Raw genomic sequence first — 26,342 nt, 5'->3', positions numbered from 1 at the left:
ACAGTTAAACAGGGATTTTTTGATGGAACTTTTAAATACGCCGTCCCCGTCCAGCAGTGAGATGGCTATTCAGAAAAAATGGATGCATTATGTCCAGGATTTTGCCGATGACATGAGAACGGATAATGCCGGTAACGCTATTGGCATTCTGAATCCGGATGCACCATTTAAAGTGCTGCTGGCGGGTCATTGCGACGAGATTGCGCTTGTTATCAATCGCATAGATGATAATGGTTTTTTGCATTTTGATAAAATGGGCGGCATCAACCCAAAAGCCGCTGTCGGCATGAAAGTCACCACTCTCGGTTTTAGTGAAGCAGTTACCGGTGTGATTGGCGTTAACGCCCAACATCATGGCGGTCTGAAGGATGACTTCGGACTGACGGATCTGTTTATTGACTGCGGCTATAAATCGAAGGAAGAAGCGGAAAAGCATGTGCAAATCGGGGACTTGGCTGTTTATAAAACAGAGCCGGAATTTCTGATGGATCGATACATATCTGGACGCGGCCTTGATAATCGGACGGGTGCGTTTATAGTGGCTGAGGTGCTAAAGCGGCTGTCAGATAAGGGCTGTGATGTTGGGGTGTATGCTGCAAGTACCGTCAACGAAGAAACGAATATGGGCGGTGCCTACTTTGCAGCTGCGGGGATTGAACCGACGATGGCAATCGCCGTTGACGTTACCTTTGCCACGGATTATCCGGCAGTGGATAAAGATAAACATGGTGATGTCAAGCTTGAAGGCGGTCCGGTTTTGGCAAAAGGAGCGCCGATTAATATTAAAATGAATCAGCTGCTAGAAAAAACCGCTCGCAAGCTGAATATGAAAGTCCAATATGAATTGACATCAAGGATGACCGGAACGGATGCAGATCGCATGCGCCTGACCGGAGCGGGCGTGCCGATTTCATTGGTGTCCCTCCCGCTCAGATATATGCACTCACCAGTGGAAACGTCCAGTTTGAAAGACATGGAAGAGGAAATTGAACTACTGGTTACGATGATTGCTGATTTGACCGGTGAAGAAAGCTTAAATCCACTTGATTAGAGCCAGCTTATAAACGTCTCAAACCGCTGCAGGTTTGGGGCTTTTATATTGGAAACGAAAGTACCTGTGTAAACCTCTTTTAATTTCTGGCCATTATACTCGGATTTGTCAGTTATTTGACCTTGAACGGGTCTTATCAACCATAATTTTATAGAAGTTTGAGATATTGTCATAATGGATATTTTTAGTGGGTCTATTTAATCGGGACGGGAAAGGTGCTGATAGGTTAAAAGGCGAGGTAACTATTGAGATGTTGCTATGCCAGTGTTTGAAGGGGTTTGTTAAGTTTAAAATGATGACAAAAAAGCGTTATTTCGCATCCCGGGAGTATTTTCAATTTGTTTCAGCGTCATGAAAACAAGAAATTGAAGCATAGATCTTTTCAAATACATAAAATCATTGTATAATACATTTAAAATACGATATCGATTTCACATCTTCGGGGCAGGGTGCAATTCCCGACCGACGGTAAGGAGCATGATCGAATGTTTCAAGTCCGTGACCCGCTTTGTCAAACAGAGCGGTGGATCCGGTGTAAGTCCGGAACCGACAGTTACAGTCTGGATGGGAGAAGATGGCAAGCCGAAAAAGGTGCAGGTTTTATCTTGACTTTTTTCTGTGAACTGATTCCCTAAAGCCCCTGACAGGTTTTAGGGTTTTTTGTATGTCAGGGAAACCATGAGAATGACAGTTCCGGGAAACTGCCTGTCAGCGAATGCGGCTTATCCTTCATCAGACAAAGGTGTGAATCGAACAGGATGAAGGAGGCGATTGATGATGCAAAAAAGTGTTCAATCATCAAAACTGTTAAAAACAATTATTCTGGCCCTAATGGGGACGATTTCTCTCGTGTTATTTTTTTTGAATTTCCCGCTGCCGTTTTTGCCGGCGTATTTGAAAATTGACTTCAGTGAAGTGCCTGCTTTGATAGCAGCCCTGATTTTTTCACCAATGGCTGGTGTCGTGGTGGAAGCCATTAAGAACGTATTATATCTGCTTGTTTCCGGCGCCGGTGATCCGATTGGTGTTGCAGCAAATTTCCTGGCTGGTATCATGTTTGTCGTGCCGGTAGCACTGCTTTATCACAAATATAAAGGAACCAAAAGCATTGTATCGGGGCTTGTCACAGGAACGATTGTGATGGCAATCGGCATGAGTATTCTTAATTATTATGTGATTTTGCCGGCATATGCCTGGTTCATTGGTGCACCGGAAATGGCGGGAACAACTGCCAAATGGATCGCCGTCTCAGCTGGTGTGCTGCCATTTAACTTGTTAAAAGGTATTATTGTTGGCATCCTGTTTGTGCCTTTATTTATCAAAATGAAAACGTGGATCGAACAAAAGCAAACGAATGCAGCAGCATAGGAAAAGAGGGTGTCGCGAGAGGCACCCCTTTTTTCATTTTATTTCGTGTATCAGCTGAAAACAAATAAACGAAAGGACTGTCTGAAATATGGACAGTCCTTTCGTTTATTGTTCATCAACTCTTGGTTCTGCTTCGAGTCGTTCTACAGGGATAGGTTTGCCGGATTTTTCACTGACGCCGTATGTGCCATTGTCAATCCGTTCCAAAGCTCTTTTTATTTCCTGCAAATAGTTGGAGCGATCCATGTTCAGACCAGCATCCCGCTCCTGTTCAAACTGCTCTGTTGCCATATCGCCGGGGTGGTTATCATAATCGGATAATTCACCCGTCTCTCCATTGGGGCTTGTGTATTGACGTTGTTCGTTACTCAGCATTGGCATGACTCGTTTCTATTTTTTAGGAACAATACCAATTGTGCAGCGTGACAGACAGATCAGATTACCGTGTTCATCGGTTATTCGGATCTGCCAGACCATCGTTGTTTTGCCTTTATGGACTGGCTCTGCCGTGGCCGTAACGTTGCCTTCACGTTTACTTTTAACATGGTTGGCATTAATTTCGATGCCAAATACATTGTATTTAGCGGCATCAACGTTTAAAAAAGCGCCGATACTGGCAGCTGATTCAGCCAGGGCGATATTGGCGCCGCCATGTAAAAGTCCGGCCGGCTGATGCGTCCGATGGTCAACAGGCATCGTCATGATTACCCGATCCTGTTCAAGCGATACGGTTTCGATGCCGAGCGCTTCCAGTAGTGTATTTTCATAATCCATTTATGCGCATCCCCTTGTGACAGTCAGAATAGATAACTGGCCAGAAGCGAAACACCGAGCAGCAATCCATAGAGGGTGTTTGTTTTTCCCGTTGCTGCCATGGCCGGCATCATTTCCAACGGTTTGGTTTTCCCGCGGAATTTTTTGATGACATCAGTGGCTTTTATAATGCTTAAGAAGGCCAATACTGACCATACTGGTAAAACGCCGGCAACAATATAGATGGCTGTTAAAAAGTAGGCACTCATAAACATGGCTGCCAGGAAGCGGACAGCATTCTTTCGTCCCAACAGGATGGCGACTGTTTTCCGGCCGTTTTCCTTATCACCATCCAAATCACGAATATTGTTGGACATCATGATAGCACCGATGAAAATGGCAATCGGAATCGACAGCCAGATGACCGTGCTTGTCAAGGTGGCTGTTTGGATATAATAACTGATACCGATGATGACTGTTCCCATAAAGAAACCGGAAAAAAGCTCACCAAATGGTGTATAGGCAATTGGTAAAGGTCCTCCTGTATACAAATAACCAAAAAGCATACAGATTAAACCGATGGCAGCAATCCACCAGCTTGACGCGATGCAGATATACACACCAAGCAAAATGGCAACGCCAAAAAAAGTAAACGCCATGCCCAGAACTGTTATGGGTGAGATACCGTCCCTGACAATCGTCCCGCCGATTCCGACCGATTGCTCATTATCCAGGCCGCGAACAAAATCATAGTATTCATTGAACATATTAGTTGCCGCCTGGATCAATATGGAGGCCAGCAGCATAGCCAGAAACAGCAGTAGATTAATCTCGTGACCGGTTAACGCAAACATCGTGCCGACAAAAACCGGAATGACAGAAGCGGTCAGTGTATGCGGGCGCAAAAGCCGCCACCAGATTTGGAAGCCGCTTTTCTCATTAAGTTCGTTTTTTATTGAGGTTATGGAATCCACAGTTCCTCTCTCCTTTACTCATATCACTACAAGTTTAGGCAATTCGCTGTGGCGTGTCAATCCAAATTGTCGATGATTTGTCATGTTTAAATAGCATTCCTTGAGGAACATGTGAAAAAAGAATAAAATAGATATGGTACTTTGTCATGGTAGAAGATCACGGAGGTTTATATAGATGATAGAGGTAAAAGAAACATCACGTCACACAATGCTTGATAAAGCCATTAACAGGGCAAAGGAACGTCATACGTCGCCGTTGATGAGTATGACAAAAAAAATCAGGCCAACCGATCCGCTTGCTTTTTTTGAGGCAGCAAAAAAGCTGTCGATGGACCGAACGTTTTGGTCAAGTACGGCGGAAGACTTTTGTATTGCCGGTGTTGGCAGTGCATTTGATGTCAAAGCTGAGACAGATCGGGTTGAGCAGGCCGAAATATCCTGGAAAAAACTACGACATGACGCCGTTATTCACAATCCCTATGAGACGCCCGGCACGGGGCTGCTCGCTTTGGGCGGCATGTCATTTGATCCGGCGAAACGACAATCCCTATTATGGAAAAACTTTCCGCAGCTGGCATTAACTGTCCCAGCATTTATGCTGACAAAACAGGGAAATACATGCTATTTAACCATCAATATCCAAGTACAAGAAAACGATCATCCGCTGCAATTGGAACGTAAACTGCAGCAAATGGAAGCTGTTTTAATGGGGGCTTCTGGTGACTTGCCTAAAGGCGCACATATTGAAGCGCAACAGGAAGTGGCCCCTGGTGAATGGAAGGAAACCGTCAAGTTTGCTGCCGAGTCCATTCAACAGCAGCATGCCGAAAAAATCGTCCTCGCCCGGGAATTGCAAGTGAAACTGACAGATCAGGCTGCCATATCGGCTGTATTAAATAAACTGATTGAGACACAGCCGAACAGCTATGTTTTCGCTTTTGAACGTAACGGTGACTGTTTTGTAGGGGCTTCCCCTGAACGACTGGTGAAGCAGGAAACAGACACTATATTGTCCACCTGTCTAGCTGGAACAGCATCGCGTGGGAACACAAAAAAGCAGGATACTGAGATTGCCGACAACTTGCTTCACGATGAAAAAAACAGACGTGAACATGACTTTGTCGTGAAAATGATCAGACAATCAATGGCACATTATTGCACGGATATCACTATTCCGGACGAGCCGGTTATTTATCCGTTAAAAAATTTGCAGCATCTGTATACACCTGTAACGGCAACATTACTAGATGGCTACAGTATCTTTGACATTGTAGAAAAACTGCATCCAACCCCTGCGCTCGGGGGCGTCCCGCGTGACGAATCGCTCGCATTTATCCGGCGTCATGAAGCACTTGACAGAGGGTGGTATGGTGCTCCTGTCGGCTGGCTTGACAGTAATCAGAACGGCGAATTTGCCGTGGCTATCCGATCAGGGCTGATTCGGGGAGATCAGGCCTCTCTCTTTGCCGGTTGCGGGATTGTGAAAGATTCGGATCCGGAAACAGAATATGACGAAACCAATATTAAATTTAAGCCAATGCTGTCCGTGTTGGGAGGCTGACCGATGAATCATACTGAAAAATTGACACGCTATACCGCGAATTTTGTTGACGAATTATTCAAAAGCGGACTGACGGATGTTGTCGTTTCACCGGGATCTCGTTCCACACCGCTGGCGATGACGATTAGCGAACATCCCGGATTGAACCAGTGGGTTGTGCTTGATGAACGTTCGGCTGCTTTTTTTGCGCTGGGAATGGCCAAAAAGCAACAGAAGGGTGTTGCCATTGTCTGTACTTCAGGGACGGCTGCTGCCAATTATTTTCCGGCGATTATCGAGGCGTATTACAGCCGTGTGCCGCTTGTTGTCCTGACTGCTGACAGGCCGCATGAATTGCGTGATGTCGGGGCGCCGCAATCAATCGGACAGCTTAAATTATACGGTGATTATGCTAAATGGTTTCATGAAATGGCGCTTCCTGAAGCTGATGACCATATGCTTGCTTACGCACGAAATAAAGCATCACGGGCTGTTCTTACAGCCAATGGAGGCAACTCGGGCCCTGTTCATTTGAATTTTCCATACCGGGAGCCATTAATCCCCGATTTTTCATTGGAAAACGTGTGGGGCGACCAGAATGATATATCGTTTTATACAGCAGCTGACGGGAAACGTCGTCTCGATCCGGCGCAACTTGATGCACTGAGTGGCAAATTACAGTGTTTATCAAAAGGACTGATCGTTTGCGGTCCACAGACAGATCCGGCCTTTGCACAAGCGGTAACGGCATTTGCAAGGGCTTGGCGATTGCCCGTTCTTGCTGATCCATTATCACAAGTAAGAGCCGGGCAGCACGATAAAGGTGTGATCATCGAAGGCTATGACGCCATTTTACGAAGTGAAACACTAAGGCAGCGGCTCAAGCCTGATTTCATTATCCGCTTTGGCGCCATGCCAGTATCAAAAGCCTATCTGTTCTATGCCAGAGAAAATCACGACATTCCGCAATTTGTCGTGGAAAACACGGCCGGATACCGGGAGCCTGCCGGCAATCGGACAGAATGGATTTATGCTGATGCAGCTTTGTTATGCCAGGATCTGACAAATAGATGCGGTAACGGCGCGTCTGATGCCGACTGGCTGGAAACGTGGCAACAGATGAATCAGACGGCGAAAGATCATTTATTGGCCTCTGATGATCGGGATACGGTTACAGAAGGAGAGGCGGTCCGCCGTTTGCTGGAAGTCGTTCCGGATGAAAGCAGTATCTATGTCGGCAATAGTATGGCTGTTCGGGATCTGGACACCTTTTTCATGACAACCTATAAATCAGTGGACGTGCTGGCAAATCGTGGAGCTAATGGCATCGATGGCATGGTTTCCAGTGGTCTTGGTGCCTCGGCCGCGGGAGAGCCTGTCACCCTTGTCCTTGGTGATTTGTCCTTTTTCCATGATATGAACGGGCTGCTGGCGGCCAAGCACTACGATCTCAATATCACGATTCTTGTGGTCAATAATAACGGTGGTGGCATTTTTTCCTTTTTGCCGCAAGTTAATCATCAAGCGCATTTTGAAGCATTATTTGGGACGCCGCCGGATATTGACTTTCAGCATGCTGTTAATATGTATGGCGGCTCCTATCAGCGGCCCGCTAGTGCTCCGGAATTGAAGCAGGCGCTCCGTGAAAGCTATCAATATGATGGTCTGTCGGTTATAGAGGTGAACACTGATCGGACCGCTAATATGGAATGGCATCGCCGCAAATGGCAGGCTATCGAAACATCACTGTTAAAGGCGTGATGATATGCATGTGACGATTAATGGGACAGCTTATTGGTATGAACTGCAAGGTGATGGAGAGCCAGTCGTTCTGCTGCATGGGTTTACCGGGACGGCTGGCACGTGGACAAATTTAATACAGGATATGGCGGATACGTTTCAGGTACTAACCCTTGATTTACCTGGTCACGGCCGAACAGGACAAGACCCTGCCAAAACGATGGAGACGTTTTGCCGTGATCTGGCTGGATTATTGGATGAACTGGAATGGCAACAGGTGTACCTTATAGGCTATTCCATGGGTGGACGAGCGGCCCTGTCGTTTGCGCTTGTTTATCCAGAACGTGTCGCATCACTCATATTGGAGAGTGCTTCACCCGGGTTGGATGGTAAAACAGAACGTGAAACCCGCCGGCAGCGTGATGAAAACTTGGCACAATGGATTGAGCTGGATGGGATCGAAGCATTTGTAGCCTACTGGGAGAATATCCCGCTGTTTCAATCACAGAAACAATTGCCTAAAGCAGTCCGTGACCAATTACGAGCTGAGCGCTTATCACATTCTGAGAAGGGACTTGCCCAGTCACTGCGGTATATGGGAACGGGGAAACAGCCTTCCTGGTGGGGCCTGTTGGAGCAGCTCCGTCTGCCTGTTTTGCTGCTGACCGGTGAGTGGGATCAAAAATTCATCAATCTTAACCAGGCGATGGAAAGGCTGCTGCCCGAAGCTGAACATATCGTCATTAAAGGTGCGGGACATGCAATTCACGTGGAACAACCGGCGACTTTTGGTAAAATAGTGAATGAATATTTGCAGTCCAGTTAAAATGGCTGTACATATTAACAATTTAAGGAGGCATAACATGACTGTTCAATGGGAAGAAGCGAAACAGTACAACGAAATTATTTATGAAAAGTACGACGGCATTGCTAAAGTGACGATGAACCGCCCGGAAAAGCGTAATGCGTTCACACCGCTTACCGTCAATGAAATGATTGATGCGTTTGCCGATGCCCGCGATGACTCATCAATTGGTGTCATCATTCTGGCCGGAGCCGGTGACAAGGCGTTCTGTTCCGGCGGTGACCAGTCAGTCCGTGGACACGGCGGCTATGTTGGTGAAGATCACGTACCACGACTGAATGTTCTGGATCTGCAGCGTCTTATTCGTACCATTCCAAAGCCTGTTGTCGCCATGGTTTCCGGTTATGCCATTGGTGGCGGGCACGTGCTTCATGTCGTTTGTGACCTGACCATCGCTGCTGACAATGCCATCTTCGGTCAGACCGGCCCGAAAGTGGGAAGTTTTGATGCCGGATATGGAGCCGGGCTGCTCGCACGGATGGTCGGGCATAAACGCGCCCGGGAAATTTGGTATTTGTGCCGTCAGTACAATGCCGAGGAAGCCTATGAAATGGGCTTGGTCAACACGGTGGTACCGCTGGAAAAACTGGAGGAGGAAACATTGCAATGGTGTGACGAAATGCTGGCGAAATCACCAACCGCTCTCCGGTTCTTGAAAGCGTCATTCAATGCTGACACGGACGGTTTGGCTGGGTTGCAGCAAATGGGCGGTGACGCTACATTGCTTTATTACACGACTGACGAGGCAAAAGAAGGCCGTGATGCGTTTAAAGAAAAACGCAAACCTGATTTCAAACAATTTCCACGTTTTCCATAATGTTACAGATGATTACCAAGCCTTTGCTGCTAAGCGGCAAAGGCTTTCGGTTTATCTACAATTTTGCTATGAAAGAAGGTAAGACATATGGCTGAAGTTATTCCCCATTGGCTTTCCAAACAGGCTGAGCTGGCACCTAATCAAACGGCCATCGAACGACCTGATGGCAATACTTGTACTTTCTTGGAACTGAAAAACAAGAGCCAGTCATTTGCCCGGAAATTAAGTGGCCTTGGTGTGCAAAACAATACGAAAGTCGGGATTCTGTCTGCCAATCATATCGATATGGTTGTGGCGATTCATGCGTTATCGTATCTTGGTGCAGTGGCTGTTTTGCTGAACATCCGGTTGACTGAGCAGGAATTAAATGATCAGCTGAATGATGCCGGCGTCAGCCTTGTGTTGGGCCAGCTTCACGACCGGAACCTAAACGCAACTTTCCATAAATTTTCAGACGTTTGGGAGTTGCCGGAACGAACAGGCAAACTGCAATCGGAAATTGATCTGGATGCGGTTTTCACGATCATTTATACATCAGGTACAACCGGTTTTCCGAAAGGTGTCGTTCATACATACGGCAATCATTGGTGGAGTGCAGTTGGATCGATGCTGAATCTTGGCCTGCGAGCCCGGGATAAATGGCTTGCCGTCCTGCCGATATTTCATGTCGGTGGTTTAGCAATCCTGATCCGGAGTGTCATTTATGGTATGCCGGTTTATTTAATGGAACATTATAACAGACAGCTCGTTCACGATGCGATTATGACAAGAGGTGTCACGATTGCTTCCGTTGTCACCGTGATGGTCAACGATCTGCTTACGCTGTTGGGGGACAAACGCTACCCGGATACGTTCCGGTGCATGTTGCTCGGCGGTGGTCCGGCACCGAAATCATTGCTGGAACAAGCGAAGGCCAAACAAGTGCCCGTTTTTCAATCGTATGGTATGACAGAAACGTCATCTCAAATTGTAACACTAAGTCCGGATGATGCATTGGAAAAACTCGGTTCATCCGGAAAGCCGTTGTTTCCCGCCCAGTTGCAGATCAATGCTATCGGGGATGAGGTGGGCGAAATTTTTGTCAAAGGCCCAATGGTCACACAGGGTTATTTTAACCGTGAACAGGCAACCAACAAGTCGATCATTGACGGCTGGCTGGCAACCGGTGATCTCGGCTATACCGATCAGGATGGCTTTTTATATGTCGTTGACCGGCGCAAAGATCTGATCATTTCCGGTGGGGAAAACATTTATCCGACAGAAATTGAAAGTGTGCTGGCTTCGTTTGATGGTATTCATGAAGCAGGTGTCGTTGGTAAACCGGACAAAAAATGGGGCCAGGTTCCTGTCGCGTTTGTTGTTCGCCGACAAGCATCCGTTTCTACGGAAGCGATCTTGGATTTTGCCCGCGAGCGTTTGGCCGGTTATAAAATACCGAAAGCAATTATTTTTTTAGATGAACTGCCGCGTAATGCTTCCAACAAATTGGTTCGGAGCAAATTGGCCGAGCATCTAAATGATAATGATTCTCGGAAGTCATTGACTTATGGCCGAATACGAAATAAACTGTAGGTAAGAAGTAAATGGTTGCGGCATATATCGCTTTACATATGTATGCCAGTTCGTTCTAAAGATAATGCAAGACATAGGGAGAGATTCCGATGCAGACGTTATCGGCACAAGATTTAACGCTCGGTTATGGTGATGACATCATCATTGATGATTTGAATATAACAATTCCCAAGGGTGAAATTACCGTATTCATCGGCAGTAATGGCTGTGGGAAATCGACATTGCTTCGGTCATTGGCCCGCTTATTGAAGCCAAAAGGCGGCGATGTGGTGCTGGACGGGGAAGATATTGCCAAAATGGGTACGAAAGACGTAGCGAAAAAATTGTCTATTTTGCCACAAAGTCCGGCATCGCCTGATGGCTTAAGTGTCATGGAACTCGTTAAACAGGGCAGGCATCCGCACCACGGTTTTTTCAAACAGTGGTCCAAGGAAGATGATCGGGCTGTTCATCAGGCACTCGAGGCAACCAATACGCTGGCATTTAAGGACCGCCCGGTTGATTCGCTTTCCGGCGGGCAGCGGCAGCGGGCTTGGGTTGCTATGACACTGGCACAGGAAACGGACACTATTTTGCTTGATGAACCGACAACCTATCTGGATATGACCCACCAGATTGATGTGCTTGATCTTCTATTTGAGTTAAATGAAAAAGACGGGCGCACGGTTGTCATGGTACTGCACGATTTAAATCTTGCCTGCCGCTATGCACATCATATTGTGGCCATTAAGGACAAAACGATTTTTGCGCAAGGGAGACCGGAAGAAATTGTCACGTGCAACTTGGTTCATGAAGTGTTTCAAATGAAGTGTGATGTGACGTTTGACCCGATGTTTGGGACACCGATGTGTATCCCGCATGGAAGAGGCCGCTGCATATTGGCTGACAAAGCCGGACTTCAACAGCCGGCAGCTAACTGAAACATATAAATCCCATCGTCTGAACAGATTAGGCTGGTGGGATTTTGTTTTATTTGACAACGTGACATAAGGGTACTGTTTTTTTGTCTTTCATTCATAATTACCCCTGTTTTAAGACAAATTAATAACAGGAGGTGCTGACCATGAAGAAGAAGTTTTATATCAACACGGGAAGCCACGAAATTTCCCAAGTCAGATATGATAATAACGATGCGTTTGTGATTTATGCTACGGAAGATGAAGCACGTCAATTGCGGCAACGACTGGATGGTATGCATATTTCGGATAGACAGGCTTTTTGGCGAGCGCATGTCCCGATTAGGCCATACCATAATGATCAACCGAATGATAATTACGATGCCGGCATAACGGCTGCCTTTCAAATGATTTATGAGCTCGGGGATAAAGAAACCAAAAAGCATATTGAAAGCATGGGTGTGTTAACAGACAACCGGATGTGATCAACGACCAGGGAATAAGCGACATGTCTTATTCCTATTTTTTTACCAAAAATTCAGCGCTCACTGAAGACGGAAGGGCTCAGGACGCCCGCAAGTTTTTCAAATGGTTTAATGCAGTCAAAAAAAGAGGAATAGTATATTAATAAGAAGCTTATAAATTATACTGAAGGGAGATTCGTTATGACAGGTAAAAAGCGTATCGTGAATGTAAGCTTTGTAATGGGAATTATATCACTCATATCGTATATCGCTCATCCAGCAACCGAACCGGCCGTATTGGCCGAGCAGGATAAAAGCCATTCAGTGGGAGAAGTAAATGGTTCAGAACACGATTTAGCCGAAAAAGAAAATGTTAAACATGAGCTGTCACATGCCAAAGTCGTCAAGTTAACCGATCAGTTTATGGACATGATCCTACAGGAAACGGATGAGGCTAATAAAGTGATTCATTTTGACACCAAGCAGGCGGTATTAAAGGAATTTGAAAACATAACAACAAAAGATGTGGCATCTGATTATGTTCAATTTTATTTTCACGAAGCGTCCGACGGCTTATATCTGAAACCGACCGAGACACCGCCATGGTTTCACGAAAATCATGACTATGATATGATACGTAAAGATGCTGGGACCGTGGAAGTTGTCCAGAAAAACACAACCGATTTATATGGCACTTATACGGTGTCAATTGAGTTTTCATGGGATAATGATCAGTGGTCTATAACCAATATTAACCATTCTAACAAATCAGCAAAAGATGAAAGCAGTTGAAACTATCATGTACAGATTCACGGACTATTATCGTAATGAGGTAACATTATCGTTTGCGGATCACCCGTTTTCCCAGAGTCCGAAACATGTATGGGTGATTTGCCGGTATAAGCATAAATGGCTGTTAACCAGACATAAGGAACGGGGTCTTGAATTCCCGGGTGGCAAAGTCGAGGAAAATGAAGCAGCCAGGGATGCAGCAATCCGGGAAGTGAAGGAGGAAACCGGGGGAATCGTGGAAACCGTCCAATATATCGGTCAGTATCTTGTTGTCGGCAAAAGTGAAACAATTGTCAAGAACGTCTATTTTGCGGAAATCGGGGAACTGGCTGTACAGGAAACTTACTATGAGACGGAAGGCCCGTGTGAACTGACACGAATCCCCCGCGATGTGAAACATAACAAGGCGTACAGTTTTATTATGAAAGATGATGTGTTGACGCACGCGATGGCGTTTATTGTAAACGAAGCGTTACGGAATCGGCTATGACAGCCGATTCTTTTACCGTGTATGCTTAATCAAAAACATTTCGATACGTTCGACGATTTTGTACATCAATGCGGCAAAAATGGAAATGAGGATCAAGCTGGACATGACGAGTGAGAAGTCAAATACCTGGAAGCCATAAACGATTAAATAGCCCAACCCTTCATTGGACACAAGGAATTCCCCGACGACAACACCTACCCAGGACAGGCCGACATTCACTTTTAATGTTGAAATCATTGTCGGGATGGCAGCCGGAAAAATGGCTTCCTTAAACATTTGCCCCCGTGTGGCCTTGAAGCTTTTTAACACTTTAATATAGTTAGGGTCAACTTCCCTGAACGCGGAATAAACGACCAGAGTCGTAATCACGACTGAGATAATGGCTCCCATGGTAATGATTGATAAATAGCCCGGCCCCATGGCGACAATAATAATTGGTCCAAGAGCAACTTTGGGCATCGCGTTCATGATGACCAGATAAGGATCCATAATGCTGGAAAACCGCTCGGATGACCATAAAATCGCAGCCATCACAATGCCAAGAACCGTACCGATCATAAAGCCAAGAATGGTTTCAAACAGGGTAATCTGGAGATGGGTGAGCATTGATCCATCTGAAAATTTTTCTACCAGGACCATGCACACTTCCGATGGTGAGCTAAAGATTAACGGGTCAATCCAACTCATCCGGCTGGCTAACTCCCAAAAGCCAAAAAAAGAAATGAGGATGATGATCTGCCAGGCTGAAACCAGTCGCTTTTCACGTTTCTGGTTTTCCAAATAATGTTTATACAAATAGTCATCATTGTTATATGTCATGTGAGGATTCCACCACCTTTGTCTGCTGTGATCCGTCTTCATTTTTAGTTAATTCTTCCCAGACTTTGTCAAATAGGACTTGATACTTTGGATGACGCCGTACCAGAAATGGCTTTTCGTGCCGGAGTTCCAGCGGTACTTCAAACGTTTTAGCAATGGCGCCCGGATTGGCAGCCATCACTAGGATCCGATCACTCATGGCAATGGCTTCACCGATATCATGGGTGACTAGAATGGACGTTTTGTTGTACAGACGCAGCAGATCCCAGACCAGGTCTTCCAGCTTTAATTTGGTTTGATAATCGAGGGCGGAAAACGGTTCATCCAACAACAGGATCTCCGGGTTTGTGATTAGTGTGCGGACAAGCGCGACACGCTGCCGCATCCCGCCGGAAAGTGAATCAGGATGATCGTCGGCAATGCCGGATAAACCGACCTGACTGAGCATTTCAGCTGCTCTATCCCGCGTTTGTTTGGACTGATCATGACTGATTTTTGGACCGATCATAATATTATCAATAATGGTCTTCCATGGGAATAAATAGTCCTGCTGCAACATATAGCCAATATTCGGCCGGGCCCGATGAAGTGGCTGGCCGTTTACGTAAATCTCTCCTGCCGTATGGTCGAAAATCCTGGCAATAATGGAAAGGATGGTTGATTTACCACAGCCGCTTGGCCCGAGCAGTGCCACAAATTCGCCTTCTTGAACCGAAAATGAAATGTTGTCGAGTGCCTTTGTATAGGCTTTTTTGGAAAAATAATGGTGTGAAACCTGATCCAAGGTAAGAAATGACATGGGTTATCCTCCTTCGTTACCAATGACTTCCTCAGCAATGGTTGTGTTGACAAGATCTTCATACGGAACATCTTCTGGCAGTTCGCCGGCTTCATCCATAATAGCTTTTAAGTTGTTCCATCCGTCTTTATCAAGCACTGGGTCTGATGCGAAAGATCCCTGGTTCTTGTATCGGTCAATGGAAGATGCCAGTATTTCCTTTTCTGTGTCTTCGAAATATGGCTGAATCACGTCAGCAATCTCTTTTGCACTATGCGCTTCAACCCACCGCTGTGCCTCGTGGATTGCCTTTGTAAACCGTTTGACGGTTTCTTCATCTTCATTCAGAAAGCTTTCTTTCGTCATAAATGTTGTATAGGGGACACTTCCAGATTCTTCACCAAACGAGGCAATAATATGGCCTTCACCCTCTTGTTCGAATGTACTGGCCGTTGGTTCGAACAATTGCACATATTCGGCATCACCGGATGAAAAAGCACCTGGTATGTTGGCGAAATCAATATTTTGTAAAAGGTTTAAATCACCATGCGGATCAATGTCGTGTTGTTTCAGGACATATTCGCCGACCATTTGCGGCATGCCACCTACACGCTGACCAAGAAACTTACTTCCTTTGATATCGTCCCACGTGAAATCAGGCTTTGGCTCTTTAGCAACCAGAAATGTACCATCCGTCTGTGTTAACTGGGCAAAATTGATGGCTTTATCTTTGGAATCTTGTGCATGGACATAAATGGATGTTTCAGATCCGACAAGGGCCACGTCCGCTCCGCCGGACAATAGCGCCGTCATGGTTTTGTCACCGCCCCACGTTGTCTGCAGCTCGATATCAATCCCTTCGTCTTCAAAAAAGCCTTTCTCAATCGCGACGTATTGTGGTGCATAAAACAGGGAGCGTGTCACTTCAGCCAATTGAAGGGTGGTTTTGTCATTGCCGGCACCACAGGCTGTTGTGAATATAAGCAAAAGACAACCCAGCAAAGCAATACCGAAACGCTTCTTCATAGTATTCGTTCCTTTCACATAAGAGTTGTGTTCCGTTATGTCGTCATATTATGCGGGTTTAAAAAATGTGTGAATGCCTATATGGAGGATGGTTACCGGATGCCAGAAGTCGGCGGAAGGAATAAAAAAACCGGTCGCCATACAAGGGACCGGTTGCCAGATCAAAGCTGGCTGTATTTTCTTCATATGTTAAATCCTTTTGGGATGAGGAATCAAAATTGTTGCTGAATTACCCTTTATACACCGGGCCGGCGTTTCGGATCTGTTCACTTGCCTTGGTGAACTTGTTGAAGTTGCTGTGAAATTTCACGGCAAGGGCCTGTGCCTCAGTTTCGTAGGCTTTTTTATCCGCCCACGTATTTTTTGGTATCAGCACGTCATCAGGGACGCCTGGAACGTGCAACGGGATTTCCAGTCCAAAAATATCATCGGTCACTGACTCAATATTGTTCAGTTCACCTTCCAGTGCGGAATGGATCATTGCCCGTGTGTAGGAAAGCTTGATCCGTTCACCTGTGCCGAATGATCCGCCGGTCCAGCCGGTGTTGATGAGAAAGACACTCGAATTAAATTGATCGATTTTGTCACCAAGCATTTCAGCGTACGTGGACGGTGCCAGCGGCAGAAATGGTGAACCAAAACAAGCGGAAAAGGTTGCTTGCGGCTGGGTTACCCCGCGCTCGGTCCCGGCTAGTTTGCTTGTATAGCCGCTCAGAAAATGGTACATGGCTTGTTCTTTCGTCAGTTTGCTGATTGGCGGCAACGTGCCTGATGCATCAGCCGTCAGGAAAATAATTGCATTTGGATGACCGGCAACACTTGGTTTGACAATGTTATCGATATTTTCCAGCGGATAAGCTGCCCGTGTATTTTCCGTTAGCGATGTGTCGTCATAGTCTGGTTCACGTGATGCTTTATCAAGGATCACGTTTTCCAGCACGGACCCGAAACGGATCGCATTGTAAATTTGCGGTTCTTTTTTTTGCGACAGGTTGATACATTTCGCATAGCAGCCACCTTCGATATTAAATATGCCGTTTGGACTCCAGCCATGTTCGTCATCACCGATCAGTCGCCGGTACGGATCAGCGGATAGCGTTGTTTTGCCTGTGCCGGAAAGACCGAAGAATAAGGCGACATCCCCTTCCTGGCCCACGTTTGCCGAACAATGCATGGATAGAATATCTTTTTGAGGCAGAAGGTAGTTCATAACGGAAAAGATAGATTTTTTGATTTCGCCTGCATATTCGGTTCCGCCAATTAAAATAATCCGTTTTTTAAAGGAAATCAGAATAAACGTTTCAGAGTTCGTACCGTCAATTACCGGGTCGGCTTTGAACGTCGGAGCGGATATAACGGTGAACTCGGAACGGTGCGTTCTGAATGCGTCATCCGTCGGCGTGATGAACAGTTGACGGGCAAACAGATTGTGCCATGCATACTCATTAATGACCTCAATCGGCAGCCGGTGGTTTGGATCAGCCCCGGCAAATCCCTTGAAGTGAAATAGTTCCTTTTTATCGTGCAAGTAGGCCGTTACCTTTTCCAGCAGGTTATCAAAAGAAGCTTCATCGATGGAACGATTGATATCGCCCCAGTTAACCAATTCATCACAGACATCATCACGGACGATAAACTTATCGTCTGGTGAACGGCCGGTGTACTCCCCAGTCGTTGCACACACTGCGCCAGTGGCACTCAAGATACCCTCATGACGTGACAGGATTTTTTCGACTAACTGCGGTACAGTTAAATTGGTTTGTATATTATGGTGGGTAAGCAGGTCCTGCGTTAACAATGCATCTTCCTTTGTTTTCATTTTCAATACCTACCTTTTAATGGATTCAATCAAAAATAACCTGATCATGTAAATTTGATATTAGTATAACACATTTAATAAATTAGTCCATACTATTTTTGTATTTAATCATATGAATTTTTTTTGGCAATGTGACGCCGGTCCGATGAAAAAGTTGACATCCCATACGGATTTCGTTACGATTATTTGCGAACGGATACTCTCTTATTCAGAGTTGGTGGAGGGACAGACCCGATGAAGCCCAGCAACCATCACGTCTGTGAAAAGGTGCTAATCTGGTGCAAGGGCTCAACCTTGAACAATAAGAGTGAAAGGCCTCGAACCCTTTCCTCACTGTGCAGGAAAGGTTTTTTGTTTTTTAAGACGTTAATTGATTGCAATAATAGACTGAAAAAGAGTTCCGTACCATATACTTAAGGAGGACATGGCCACATGGCTGTAAAACGGCGTTTATTCACATCTGAATCGGTTACAGAAGGCCACCCGGACAAAATTTGTGACCAGATTTCAGATGCGATATTGGACGAGATTTTAAAAAAAGACCCGAATGCCCGTGTTGCCTGTGAAACAACTGTCACAACAGGCCTGGTGCTGGTGTCGGGTGAAATCACCACAACGACATATGTGGATATCCCAGCGATCGTCCGGCAAACGATTAAAGATATCGGGTATACCCGGGCAAAATACGGGTTTGATGCGGAAACGTGTGCCGTACTCACAGCGATTGACGAGCAGTCCCCTGATATTGCCGGCGGTGTTGATACAGCGCTGGAGGCACGTCAGGGAAAAATGAGTGACGAAGAAATTGCCTCAATTGGGGCAGGAGACCAGGGATTGATGTTTGGTTTTGCCTGTGACGAAACGGCGGAACTGATGCCGCTGCCGATTTCACTAGCTCATAAGTTGGCAAAACGTCTGGCAGATGTGCGAAAGGATAATGTTCTGGATTACCTGCGTCCCGACGGCAAAACACAGGTCACGATTGACTATGATGAACACGGGATACCTGCTGGCGTTGATACGATTATTATCTCCACCCAGCATCATCAGGATATAACGACAGAACAAATTGAACAGGATCTGATCGAGCATGTTATCCGACCTGTCGTGCCGGCAAACTTGCTGAACGAAACGACCAACTATATCATTAACCCGACAGGCCGGTTCGTGATCGGCGGCCCCCAGGGCGATGCAGGCTTAACAGGCAGGAAAATCATCGTTGACACATATGGCGGCTATGCCCGTCACGGCGGCGGGGCGTTCAGCGGAAAAGACTATACGAAGGTTGACCGCTCGGCAGCCTATGCGGCCCGTTACGTTGCCAAAAACATTGTCGCAGCCGGACTGGCCAAAACGTGTGAAGTGCAGCTGGCCTATGCGATTGGTGTGGCCGAACCGGTATCGATTTCCGTTAATACATTTAACACGGGAGATGTGCGTGAAGACGCACTTGTGGACGCTATTAGGAAATCATTTGATCTTCGTCCGGCCGGGATCATCCGGATGCTTGATCTGAAAAAGCCGATCTTTAAAAATACGGCTGCCTATGGGCATTTTGGCCGAACAGATACGCTCTTCCCGTGGGAAAAAACGGATAAGGTGGATGAATTACAGGCACTGGTAAAAACTGAATCGTGACGAATCAAAAAAGATGCGGCTGATTCCGCATCTTTTTTGACATGACCTGAACGATATATGAAGCGGTGATAATCGTAATCAATTGACCAGTTCAATCAAAAGAACCTGTCAGCTTTAGATAGTATTGCCCTTTCTCGATATATGACTGATAAACACGTGCCATTTCCTGATAATCCGCTTCCGTTAAATCCCGGACGACTTTGGCGGGCCTTCCGAGGGCAAGTGTGCGGGGCGGGATTGTTTTGCCGGGTGGGACAAGACTGCCGGCACCGATAAAGGCATGCTCACCAATTTCCGCCCCATCCAGAATGATCGACCCCATGCCGATCAGGGCGTTTTGGCGGATGGTGCATGCATGCAGCGTCACCTGGTGGCCGACTGTCACGTGATCTTCTATCGTTACCGACATATTCGGACTTTGATGGACAAGGGACAGGTCCTGGATATTAACGCCTTTCCCGATCCGCGTTGGCGCTACATCGCCGCGAATGACGGTTTTAAACCAGATGCTTGATTGGTCATCAATGATGACATCGCCAATGACGTCGGCATCATGGGCAATAAAAACCGATGGGTGAATGTCGGGTGTTTTATTTTTGTATGACTGAATCATTTGAATCCCCCTTTAAAATATGATGATATAAGTAGTATAGCAAATTTTTCTCGCTTGTATCGAATGATCGGAGGAATGGTTGTTGGCATACAGCATACCGAAGACCCCTGTTACATTAATGGCAGCTGTCTATCGCAAAATTTTCCCGGCTGTCCATACAGAATTGGCCTTCTGGAAAAAGCGGGCTGACGCGATACCGGATGAAGAATTGCAGCAGCAGGCACTTGCGAGTATCGAATCAAAAAGGTTTCACTGTTTGGGCGGTGCGGTATATGCACTGCTTGCCGGGTACAGGTGGCGAGAAGCAATCCGGTTTATTGTTGCCTACCAGACGATCAGTGACTACCTGGACAACTTGTGTGACCGGAGCACGTCACTTGACCCGGATGATTTTCGCCTGCTGCATGAATCGATGGCTGATGCGCTGAGCCACGACAACCCGATACAACATTATTACGCCTTCCGATTAGAACAGCGCGACGGAGAGTATCTGGCCGACCTTGTCCGCACGTGTCAGCAAACGATGCGGCGGCTGGATTCATACGATCTTATCCGGCAACACTTACAGGAACTTGGGCAGTTGTACAGCGACTTGCAGGTCTACAAACATGTCAAAGCGGAAGAACGGATTCCGAGGCTTGTTAACTGGTATGAGGTGAATGCCAATGACTCATCGTTGTATTGGTACGAGTTTTCGGCGGCTGCCGGGTCGACACTGGGGATTTTTTGTCTCGTTTCATATGCATTAGGTGGGCGGATCACGGGGGAGTTGGCACAGCAAATAAAAGAAAGCTATTTCCCGTTTATGCAGGGGTTGCATATTTTGTTGGATTATTATATCGATCAGCAGGAAGACAGCATTGAGGGTGATTTGAATTTTTGCAGCTATTACGACGATGAGGCCCATTTGAAAAAGCGGCTCATTTATTTTATCAGTCAGACTGACGACCGGGTTCAAAAACTGCCTGATCGCCGCTTTCATGAGATGGTTTACCACGGTTTGGTCGGTCTTTACCTAGGCGATCCCAAAGTGCGTCGGCTTGACGGCGGTCCTGAAATGGCCTGTGATTTACTGCAACTGAGCGGGTATAAGGCGCGTTTTTTCCACTGGAACACGAAGTTTTATCATCGATTCAAAAAAACCCGGGCGTAAACCCGGGTTTCAAGTGTGTTAATGCCGTTTTTGGATAGCCAGAATGAACGGGGGATCGTTTTTCTGATTGATAAAACCATAATATAAAACGTGATACTGGTGCTGATCCAACAGGCGGACATAGCGCATAAGTTCCTCCCTCTCCTTATCGCCGCCTTCATGGCCATGATAGACAACGAGAACAATGATGCCGTTTTGCTTCAGATGTGACACAATGCCTTCGATGGCCAATATGGTTGTTTCGCTCCGGGTTATGACAGATTTGTCGCTGCCCGGAAGGTAGCCAAGATTAAAAATGGCCCCGCCCAGCCGGGTCAGTTTGTCAACCGGCATATGGTGCAGGAAGTTACTGTGACTGTCATTTATGAGGGTCGTGTTCGTTAAACCGATGTGTGTCAACAATTTTCGTGTATTGGCAATGGCCTCCGCCTGAATGTCAAAACCGAATACATGTCCTTCTGTTCCAACGAGCCGGCTTAAAAAAACCGTGTCATGCCCGTTTCCGCATGTGGCGTCGATGACCGTGTCCCCTTCTTGAACGGCTTCTTTCATTAAATAATGTGAGTAGTTGATGATTCCTTTTAGCATAGCTGTATGTGCTCCTTTATCTATCTTTCCTTATTTTAGCATGAAAATTGAACGGTTGGAAAGAATGGGCTCTGTCATATCTTGACAAAACGCCGGACATTGGATAAACTGCAACATATATAGGAATGAACGACTATGAAAAGGAATAGTAATAAACTCTCTCAGGCAAAGCGAGGCAGTGGCTGGTGAAAACTGTCCCTGAAAGTTTGTGAACTCACCTTTAAGTTGCAAAGATGAACACCAGTAGTCTTTGCCGTAGATCCCGCGTTAAGGTAACAAGTGAGCACTGACTGCTGTGTTAATTTGGGTGGTACCGCGGGAGATAAACTTCTCGTCCCTTTTTTGGGATGGGGAGTTTTTTCTATATAACCTGGCTTGATCGAGCGTCTTGAACTGAAATCAGCCATAAAAATTAACAGCGTATCGATATAAAAGACATCGTCAAAAATGAATAACAGGAGGCAAAAATATGAGTTTCAACCATCAGGAAGTCGAAAAAAAATGGCAGCATTACTGGGCTGAACATAAAACATTCAAAACCGATACATTCTCAGAAAAGGAAAAAGTTTATGCGCTTGATATGTTCCCCTATCCATCAGGGGCGGGGCTTCATGTCGGGCATCCTGAAGGCTATACCGCAACTGATATTTTTTCCCGGATGAAACGGATGCAAGGGTATGAAGTGCTGCATCCAATGGGGTGGGACGCATTCGGTTTGCCGGCGGAGCAATATGCAATTGATACTGGCAACAGCCCGGCTGCATTCACCGATCACAATATTACCACGTTTAAGCGACAAATTAAGGAACTTGGATTTTCCTACGACTGGGATCGTGAAATTAATACCACTGATCCGAATTATTACAAATGGACCCAATGGATTTTCAAAAAGCTCTATGAAAAAGGGCTTGCCTATATGGATGAAGTTCCGGTCAATTGGTGCCCGGCACTTGGAACCGTTCTGGCGAATGAAGAAGTGATTGATGGCAAAAGCGAACGGGGTGGCCACCCGGTTATCCGTAAGCCGATGAAACAGTGGATGCTGAAAATTACCGATTATGCCGACCGGCTCTTGGACGATTTGGATGAATTGGACTGGCCGGAAAGTATTAAGGACATGCAGCGCAATTGGATCGGCCGTTCTGAAGGTGCGGAAATCACATTTGACATCGACGGACATGATGAACAATTTACAGCTTTCACGACACGTCCGGACACATTATTCGGCGCAACCTATGCTGTCTTCGCACCGGAACATCCACTCGTGAAAAAAATCACTTCAGCTGAACAACGTGACAGAGTGGCGGCCTATTTAAAAGAAATTGAAACGAAATCAGATCTGGAACGGACCGATTTAGCTAAAGCGAAAACGGGCGCCTTTACCGGGGCATACGCCATCAATCCGGTCAATCATGAAAAAATGCCGATCTGGATTGCTGACTACGTTCTGATGAGCTATGGCAGCGGGGCTATCATGGCAGTTCCGGGACATGATGAACGGGACTATGAATTTGCGCAAAAATTTGAGCTGCCGATTAAAGAAGTTGTTGCCGGTGGTGATATTTCCGGGGAACCACATGTTGATGACGGCGAGCACGTCAATTCCGACTTTTTAAATGGTCTGATGACTGATGAAGCGATTACTAAAATGATTGACTGGCTAGAGCAAAATGGAAGAGGGACCGGTAAAGTGACTTATCGTCTCCGTGACTGGCTTTTCTCCCGCCAGCGCTATTGGGGTGAACCGATCCCGATAATCCACTGGGAGGACGGTTCCATGAGTGCTGTAGCGGATAAGGATTTACCGCTGGAATTGCCGGAATTGGATGAGGTTAAACCATCCGGAACAGGCGAATCACCGCTTGCCACCAGTGCCTGGGTCAATGTCGTTGATCCGGAAACTGGTATGAAGGGTCGCCGTGAAACGAATACCATGCCGCAGTGGGCCGGCAGCTGCTGGTACTTTTTACGGTTTATTGACCCGAACAATCCGGAACAGCTGGCCGATCCGGAAGCACTTAAACAGTGGCTGCCGATTGATATTTATATTGGCGGTGCCGAGCATGCGGTGCTTCATTTGCTATACGCGCGTTTCTGGCATAAATTCCTGTATGACATTGGTGTTGTTCCGACAAAAGAGCCATTCCGGAAACTGTTCAATCAGGGTATGATTCTCGGGGAAGGCAATGAAAAAATGAGTAAATCTAAAGGGAATGTGATAAATCCTGATGATATTGTCACATCACATGGTGCTGATACATTGCGTCTTTACGAAATGTTTATGGGACCGCTCGATGCAGCCGTTGCCTGGTCAACCAATGGTTTGGACGGATCCCGACGTTTCCTGGACCGAATATGGCGTTTGATCGTCAATGAGAACAGGGAAGTGTCTGAAAAGATCGCAACAGACAGTGAAGACACATCATTGGATAAGGTTTACCATGAAACCGTCAAGAAAGTAACGGAAGACTTTGAGCAACTCCATTTTAATACGGGTATTTCCCAGCTAATGGTGTTTATAAATGAAAGCTATAAGGCAAATGAAATTCCGAAAACGTATATCGAGGGATTTGTCAAAATGCTTTCACCGGTTGCACCGCATATAGCTGAAGAACTGTGGGAGTTGCTCGGTCATGAAGACTCGATTACGTATGAAAGTTGGCCGGTGTATGATGCGTCAAAATTAGTGGAGGATGAAATTGAGATTGCCTTGCAGATAATGGGGAAGGTTCGTGCCAAAATGAACGTGGCAAAAGATATATCAAAAGAGGAACTTGAGAAACAGGCACTGGCAAATGAACGTATTCAGGAACTGCTTGAAGGAAAAACGATTCGCAAGGTGATTGTGATCCCAGGGAACCTGGTGAACATCGTTGCTAACTAAACTGAACAGGATCTCGCCGTAACATGCGGCCGAGATCCTTTTGTTCATTAAGACGGTAACCATTCGGTTTTTAAAATAAGCCATTGATCATTTTCGTAATACCAAAGCGTTTCCACTGTTCCTAATTGATCAGCCCGGTAGGCACCACTGATCTGTTGATAGCTTTTCAGCCCATACCCTTTACGGTCACTGATTTTAACAGGCTCAAAGAATGCGATTGGAGCAATCATTGGCGATGTCTTGTCAAGCAACTTTCCGTTTTCATCATAAATGCCCAACCGGACATATTCCGATGATCGATTCGATACATCAACAATAGCTGGTTTTTGCTCGTGGTCGATTTGAATCGCAACCTGAAAACCATCTTTGAATTCCCCTTTAACAGATTCCTGTTCAGGCAAAGGTATTTCATTTAATTGTCCGTGTTCAAATGTGTGCAAATGATAATGATACAAACCACCGCTTCCGCCGGTCGCACTTTGATAAAGCAGGTCATTCACATCATTATGGTTCAGATCATAAAATTGAATCTCAGGTTCGTAGCCGCCTTCATATGGAATCTCCCATTCCGCTTCGTCACTTATTGAAATGGTGGCCCAGATGTCGGCATAATAATCCGAGTCGGGAGCCAATGATGTCCCATACAGCTTTATCGTTTCCTTAGCGGTATCACCTGTTACATCTTCCTGATATACCTTTAGCTGTTGTGGAGATGAATCGTTGTTCTCCTCTGCTGCAGCTGTTATCGGAGTGAACAGACCTGTCAGCAGTCCGACTATCATAAAAATGGTCATTCGCCATCACCTCAAATATGCTTTTAGCTTTTGCGATCGTGTAAAGGCTTATACATTTGAGACGTTACAGGGATGTAGGCAATATAATCACTAGCTGCTTTAGCTAACCTGCGATGGCTGGGAAAGTAAAACGACTTGGTTCCACTAGGATGAGGAATTAATTACCACCGAGTCACTTAATTTTTGTTTTAAAGGGTTATTGACTTTCGTTTTTTACGGTAGTATTATTGTTCTTGCTGCTGAAAAACAGCTAACAAATAATCAATCGTTGATGAAGGCGGAAAAAGTNTCTTTTAACAAGAATTTAAAGATAATAAAGTGTTGACTTTGTTCTTGATAGATGGTATATTAGTTAAGTCGCTTTTCGAGAGGCGACATTGAATTTGCTCCTTGAAAACTGAACAAAACAACCAGCCTGAAACAGATGTCAGGTTAAGAAGTTGAAAGCCGTGTTGATTTCGGCAGAAGACTTCGAAACCCTGTATCAATTTTTGAAGCTAAGATATGCATAAGATTGATCGGTGTCAATCTTATTAAATACGAGTCAAAAAGGAGGATGGAAAGGACCGAGCAGTTCGAGGCGGCGCAGCTTTGAGCAGCGGAGTGTATGCTTTTAATACATGAGCAGCGGAAAAGTAAGCCAACGACGAAATGCGATGCGTCCTTTTCACCGGACTTTTTTGACCTCCATGCTTTTATTGGAGAGTTTGATCTTGGCTCAGGACGAACGCTGGCGGCGTGCCTAATACATGCAAGTCGAGCGCGGGAAGCAGGCAGAACTCCTTCGGGGGTGATGCCTGTGGAACGAGCGGCGGACGGGTGAGTAACACGTGGGCAACCTACCTGTAAGATCGGGATAACTCGTGGAAACGCGAGCTAATACCGGATAATATATCTCTTCGCATGAA

The 26,342-nt window shown here is 46.0% G+C and carries 24 protein-coding genes, 1 rRNA gene, 2 riboswitches and 1 other annotated feature; of the genes, 15 read left to right on the top strand and 10 right to left on the bottom strand.

All coding sequences use genetic code 11. The annotated features are described in order from the left end of the window. The first annotated feature begins 22 nt into the window (after positions 1–22). Both ACFQ4A_RS07115 and ACFQ4A_RS07110 read left to right on the top strand, forming a co-directional pair. A complete protein-coding gene (locus ACFQ4A_RS07115) occupies positions 23–1,051 on the top strand; it encodes a M20/M25/M40 family metallo-hydrolase (RefSeq protein WP_382399108.1) in 1,029 nt (342 codons plus the stop codon). Between the two features lie 431 nt (positions 1,052–1,482). Beyond that, positions 1,483–1,631, top strand: a riboswitch (FMN riboswitch). Positions 1,632–1,828: 197 nt separating this feature from the next. After that, positions 1,829–2,419, top strand: a complete 591-nt coding sequence (locus ACFQ4A_RS07110) for an ECF transporter S component (RefSeq protein WP_382399106.1) — start codon at positions 1,829–1,831, stop codon at positions 2,417–2,419. Between the two features lie 105 nt (positions 2,420–2,524). Here the strand turns inward: ACFQ4A_RS07110 and ACFQ4A_RS07105 are convergent, their stop codons facing one another. From ACFQ4A_RS07105 to ACFQ4A_RS07095, 3 genes are read right to left on the bottom strand one after another with little or no spacing between them, the layout of a single operon-like run. After that, positions 2,525–2,794 (bottom strand): hypothetical protein, encoded by a 270-nt coding sequence (locus ACFQ4A_RS07105; protein ID WP_382398999.1) that lies wholly within the window; start codon positions 2,792–2,794, stop codon positions 2,525–2,527. Positions 2,795–2,809: 15 nt separating this feature from the next. Continuing rightward, complete coding sequence (locus ACFQ4A_RS07100; protein ID WP_382398997.1) at positions 2,810–3,193, bottom strand: hotdog fold thioesterase; 384 nt, start codon at positions 3,191–3,193, stop codon at positions 2,810–2,812. 23 nt (positions 3,194–3,216) lie between these two features. Next, positions 3,217–4,146: a 1,4-dihydroxy-2-naphthoate polyprenyltransferase gene (locus tag ACFQ4A_RS07095; protein WP_382398995.1), complete on the bottom strand. Its 930-nt coding sequence runs from the start codon at positions 4,144–4,146 to the stop codon at positions 3,217–3,219. Between the two features lie 175 nt (positions 4,147–4,321). On the opposite strand from ACFQ4A_RS07095, the gene ACFQ4A_RS07090 reads away from it, so the two are divergent. From ACFQ4A_RS07090 to ytkD, 9 genes are all read left to right on the top strand, one after another. Further along, the gene (locus ACFQ4A_RS07090) at positions 4,322–5,707 is read left to right on the top strand and encodes an isochorismate synthase (protein ID WP_382398993.1); all 1,386 of its coding nucleotides are present in this window, start codon (positions 4,322–4,324) and stop codon (positions 5,705–5,707) included. A gap of 3 nt (positions 5,708–5,710) precedes the next feature. After that, the gene (gene menD, locus ACFQ4A_RS07085; protein ID WP_382398991.1) at positions 5,711–7,447 is read left to right on the top strand and encodes a 2-succinyl-5-enolpyruvyl-6-hydroxy-3-cyclohexene-1-carboxylic-acid synthase; all 1,737 of its coding nucleotides are present in this window, start codon (positions 5,711–5,713) and stop codon (positions 7,445–7,447) included. A 4-nt stretch (positions 7,448–7,451) separates the two neighbouring features. Beyond that, positions 7,452–8,252 (top strand): 2-succinyl-6-hydroxy-2,4-cyclohexadiene-1-carboxylate synthase, encoded by an 801-nt coding sequence (gene menH, locus ACFQ4A_RS07080; RefSeq protein ID WP_382398989.1) that lies wholly within the window; start codon positions 7,452–7,454, stop codon positions 8,250–8,252. A gap of 37 nt (positions 8,253–8,289) precedes the next feature. Next, the gene (gene menB, locus ACFQ4A_RS07075) at positions 8,290–9,108 is read left to right on the top strand and encodes a 1,4-dihydroxy-2-naphthoyl-CoA synthase (RefSeq protein WP_382398987.1); all 819 of its coding nucleotides are present in this window, start codon (positions 8,290–8,292) and stop codon (positions 9,106–9,108) included. 87 nt (positions 9,109–9,195) lie between these two features. After that, positions 9,196–10,680 (top strand): o-succinylbenzoate--CoA ligase, encoded by a 1,485-nt coding sequence (locus ACFQ4A_RS07070; protein WP_382398985.1) that lies wholly within the window; start codon positions 9,196–9,198, stop codon positions 10,678–10,680. A gap of 89 nt (positions 10,681–10,769) precedes the next feature. Beyond that, a complete protein-coding gene (locus ACFQ4A_RS07065; protein ID WP_382398983.1) occupies positions 10,770–11,600 on the top strand; it encodes an ABC transporter ATP-binding protein in 831 nt (276 codons plus the stop codon). A 143-nt stretch (positions 11,601–11,743) separates the two neighbouring features. Then, the gene (locus ACFQ4A_RS07060) at positions 11,744–12,061 is read left to right on the top strand and encodes a hydrolase (RefSeq protein WP_382398981.1); all 318 of its coding nucleotides are present in this window, start codon (positions 11,744–11,746) and stop codon (positions 12,059–12,061) included. A 180-nt stretch (positions 12,062–12,241) separates the two neighbouring features. Further along, positions 12,242–12,832: a hypothetical protein gene (locus ACFQ4A_RS07055; RefSeq protein WP_382398979.1), complete on the top strand. Its 591-nt coding sequence runs from the start codon at positions 12,242–12,244 to the stop codon at positions 12,830–12,832. 7 nt (positions 12,833–12,839) lie between these two features. Beyond that, positions 12,840–13,322 (top strand): RNA deprotection pyrophosphohydrolase, encoded by a 483-nt coding sequence (gene ytkD, locus ACFQ4A_RS07050; protein WP_382398977.1) that lies wholly within the window; start codon positions 12,840–12,842, stop codon positions 13,320–13,322. 12 nt (positions 13,323–13,334) lie between these two features. On the opposite strand, the gene ACFQ4A_RS07045 is transcribed toward ytkD, so the two are convergent. The 4 genes from ACFQ4A_RS07045 to pckA form a co-directional block, all read right to left on the bottom strand. After that, complete coding sequence (locus ACFQ4A_RS07045) at positions 13,335–14,141, bottom strand: ABC transporter permease (protein WP_382398975.1); 807 nt, start codon at positions 14,139–14,141, stop codon at positions 13,335–13,337. Next, the gene (locus ACFQ4A_RS07040; RefSeq protein WP_382398973.1) at positions 14,131–14,940 is read right to left on the bottom strand and encodes an ABC transporter ATP-binding protein; all 810 of its coding nucleotides are present in this window, start codon (positions 14,938–14,940) and stop codon (positions 14,131–14,133) included. Before ACFQ4A_RS07040 ends, ACFQ4A_RS07045 begins: the two co-directional genes overlap by 11 nt. Before the next feature lie 3 nt (positions 14,941–14,943). After that, the gene (locus ACFQ4A_RS07035; RefSeq protein WP_382398971.1) at positions 14,944–15,945 is read right to left on the bottom strand and encodes an ABC transporter substrate-binding protein; all 1,002 of its coding nucleotides are present in this window, start codon (positions 15,943–15,945) and stop codon (positions 14,944–14,946) included. 229 nt (positions 15,946–16,174) lie between these two features. After that, positions 16,175–17,764 (bottom strand): phosphoenolpyruvate carboxykinase (ATP), encoded by a 1,590-nt coding sequence (gene pckA, locus ACFQ4A_RS07030; protein WP_382398969.1) that lies wholly within the window; start codon positions 17,762–17,764, stop codon positions 16,175–16,177. A gap of 201 nt (positions 17,765–17,965) precedes the next feature. Continuing rightward, positions 17,966–18,072, top strand: a riboswitch (SAM riboswitch). 124 nt (positions 18,073–18,196) lie between these two features. Here pckA and metK point away from each other — a divergent pair. Beyond that, positions 18,197–19,402, top strand: a complete 1,206-nt coding sequence (gene metK / locus ACFQ4A_RS07025; RefSeq protein WP_382398967.1) for a methionine adenosyltransferase — start codon at positions 18,197–18,199, stop codon at positions 19,400–19,402. Positions 19,403–19,493: 91 nt separating this feature from the next. Here the strand turns inward: metK and ACFQ4A_RS07020 are convergent, their stop codons facing one another. Beyond that, a complete protein-coding gene (locus ACFQ4A_RS07020; protein WP_382398965.1) occupies positions 19,494–20,015 on the bottom strand; it encodes a gamma carbonic anhydrase in 522 nt (173 codons plus the stop codon). Positions 20,016–20,097: 82 nt separating this feature from the next. Here ACFQ4A_RS07020 and ACFQ4A_RS07015 point away from each other — a divergent pair, with 82 nt between their 5' ends. Continuing rightward, positions 20,098–21,168 (top strand): tetraprenyl-beta-curcumene synthase family protein, encoded by a 1,071-nt coding sequence (locus tag ACFQ4A_RS07015; protein WP_382398963.1) that lies wholly within the window; start codon positions 20,098–20,100, stop codon positions 21,166–21,168. 18 nt (positions 21,169–21,186) lie between these two features. On the opposite strand, the gene ACFQ4A_RS07010 is transcribed toward ACFQ4A_RS07015, so the two are convergent. Further along, the gene (locus tag ACFQ4A_RS07010; protein WP_382398961.1) at positions 21,187–21,756 is read right to left on the bottom strand and encodes a tRNA (mnm(5)s(2)U34)-methyltransferase; all 570 of its coding nucleotides are present in this window, start codon (positions 21,754–21,756) and stop codon (positions 21,187–21,189) included. Positions 21,757–21,882: 126 nt separating this feature from the next. Further along, positions 21,883–22,098, top strand: a binding site (T-box leader). Between the two features lie 127 nt (positions 22,099–22,225). Between ACFQ4A_RS07010 and leuS the strand changes: the two genes are divergently transcribed. Then, positions 22,226–24,640, top strand: a complete 2,415-nt coding sequence (leuS, locus tag ACFQ4A_RS07005) for a leucine--tRNA ligase (RefSeq protein ID WP_382398959.1) — start codon at positions 22,226–22,228, stop codon at positions 24,638–24,640. A 47-nt stretch (positions 24,641–24,687) separates the two neighbouring features. Here leuS and ACFQ4A_RS07000 read toward each other — a convergent pair whose 3' ends face one another. Next, on the bottom strand, positions 24,688–25,434 hold the full coding sequence (locus ACFQ4A_RS07000) for a hypothetical protein (protein ID WP_382398957.1): 747 nt from the start codon (positions 25,432–25,434) through the stop codon (positions 24,688–24,690). Positions 25,435–26,129: 695 nt separating this feature from the next. Between ACFQ4A_RS07000 and ACFQ4A_RS06995 the strand changes: the two genes are divergently transcribed. Beyond that, positions 26,130–26,342 (top strand): 16S ribosomal RNA (locus tag ACFQ4A_RS06995); the annotation flags it as partial.

Source organism: Lentibacillus salinarum (assembly GCF_042679865.1).
GTDB classification, from domain to species: domain Bacteria; phylum Bacillota; class Bacilli; order Bacillales; family Amphibacillaceae; genus Lentibacillus; species Lentibacillus salinarum.
The sequence above is the reverse complement of the archived record's forward strand: the minus strand, read 5'-3'. Positions and strand labels throughout refer to the sequence as shown.

Bases quoted from the DNA above. Each gene is read 5' to 3' on its own strand.
- ACFQ4A_RS07115 (WP_382399108.1), top strand. From the start codon at position 23: ATGGAACTTTTAAATACGCCGTCCCCGTCCAGCAGTGAGATGGCTATT.
- ACFQ4A_RS07110 (WP_382399106.1), top strand. From the start codon at position 1,829: ATGCAAAAAAGTGTTCAATCATCAAAACTGTTAAAAACAATTATTCTG.
- ACFQ4A_RS07105 (WP_382398999.1), bottom strand. From the start codon at position 2,794: ATGCTGAGTAACGAACAACGTCAATACACAAGCCCCAATGGAGAGACG.
- ACFQ4A_RS07100 (WP_382398997.1), bottom strand. From the start codon at position 3,193: ATGGATTATGAAAATACACTACTGGAAGCGCTCGGCATCGAAACCGTA.
- ACFQ4A_RS07090 (WP_382398993.1), top strand. From the start codon at position 4,322: ATGATAGAGGTAAAAGAAACATCACGTCACACAATGCTTGATAAAGCC.
- menD (WP_382398991.1), top strand. From the start codon at position 5,711: ATGAATCATACTGAAAAATTGACACGCTATACCGCGAATTTTGTTGAC.
- menH (WP_382398989.1), top strand. From the start codon at position 7,452: ATGCATGTGACGATTAATGGGACAGCTTATTGGTATGAACTGCAAGGT.
- menB (WP_382398987.1), top strand. From the start codon at position 8,290: ATGACTGTTCAATGGGAAGAAGCGAAACAGTACAACGAAATTATTTAT.
- ACFQ4A_RS07070 (WP_382398985.1), top strand. From the start codon at position 9,196: ATGGCTGAAGTTATTCCCCATTGGCTTTCCAAACAGGCTGAGCTGGCA.
- ACFQ4A_RS07065 (WP_382398983.1), top strand. From the start codon at position 10,770: ATGCAGACGTTATCGGCACAAGATTTAACGCTCGGTTATGGTGATGAC.
- ACFQ4A_RS07060 (WP_382398981.1), top strand. From the start codon at position 11,744: ATGAAGAAGAAGTTTTATATCAACACGGGAAGCCACGAAATTTCCCAA.
- ACFQ4A_RS07055 (WP_382398979.1), top strand. From the start codon at position 12,242: ATGACAGGTAAAAAGCGTATCGTGAATGTAAGCTTTGTAATGGGAATT.
- ytkD (WP_382398977.1), top strand. From the start codon at position 12,840: ATGTACAGATTCACGGACTATTATCGTAATGAGGTAACATTATCGTTT.
- ACFQ4A_RS07045 (WP_382398975.1), bottom strand. From the start codon at position 14,141: ATGACATATAACAATGATGACTATTTGTATAAACATTATTTGGAAAAC.
- ACFQ4A_RS07040 (WP_382398973.1), bottom strand. From the start codon at position 14,940: ATGTCATTTCTTACCTTGGATCAGGTTTCACACCATTATTTTTCCAAA.
- ACFQ4A_RS07035 (WP_382398971.1), bottom strand. From the start codon at position 15,945: ATGAAGAAGCGTTTCGGTATTGCTTTGCTGGGTTGTCTTTTGCTTATA.
- pckA (WP_382398969.1), bottom strand. From the start codon at position 17,764: ATGAAAACAAAGGAAGATGCATTGTTAACGCAGGACCTGCTTACCCAC.
- metK (WP_382398967.1), top strand. From the start codon at position 18,197: ATGGCTGTAAAACGGCGTTTATTCACATCTGAATCGGTTACAGAAGGC.
- ACFQ4A_RS07020 (WP_382398965.1), bottom strand. From the start codon at position 20,015: ATGATTCAGTCATACAAAAATAAAACACCCGACATTCACCCATCGGTT.
- ACFQ4A_RS07010 (WP_382398961.1), bottom strand. From the start codon at position 21,756: ATGCTAAAAGGAATCATCAACTACTCACATTATTTAATGAAAGAAGCC.
- leuS (WP_382398959.1), top strand. From the start codon at position 22,226: ATGAGTTTCAACCATCAGGAAGTCGAAAAAAAATGGCAGCATTACTGG.
- ACFQ4A_RS07000 (WP_382398957.1), bottom strand. From the start codon at position 25,434: ATGACCATTTTTATGATAGTCGGACTGCTGACAGGTCTGTTCACTCCG.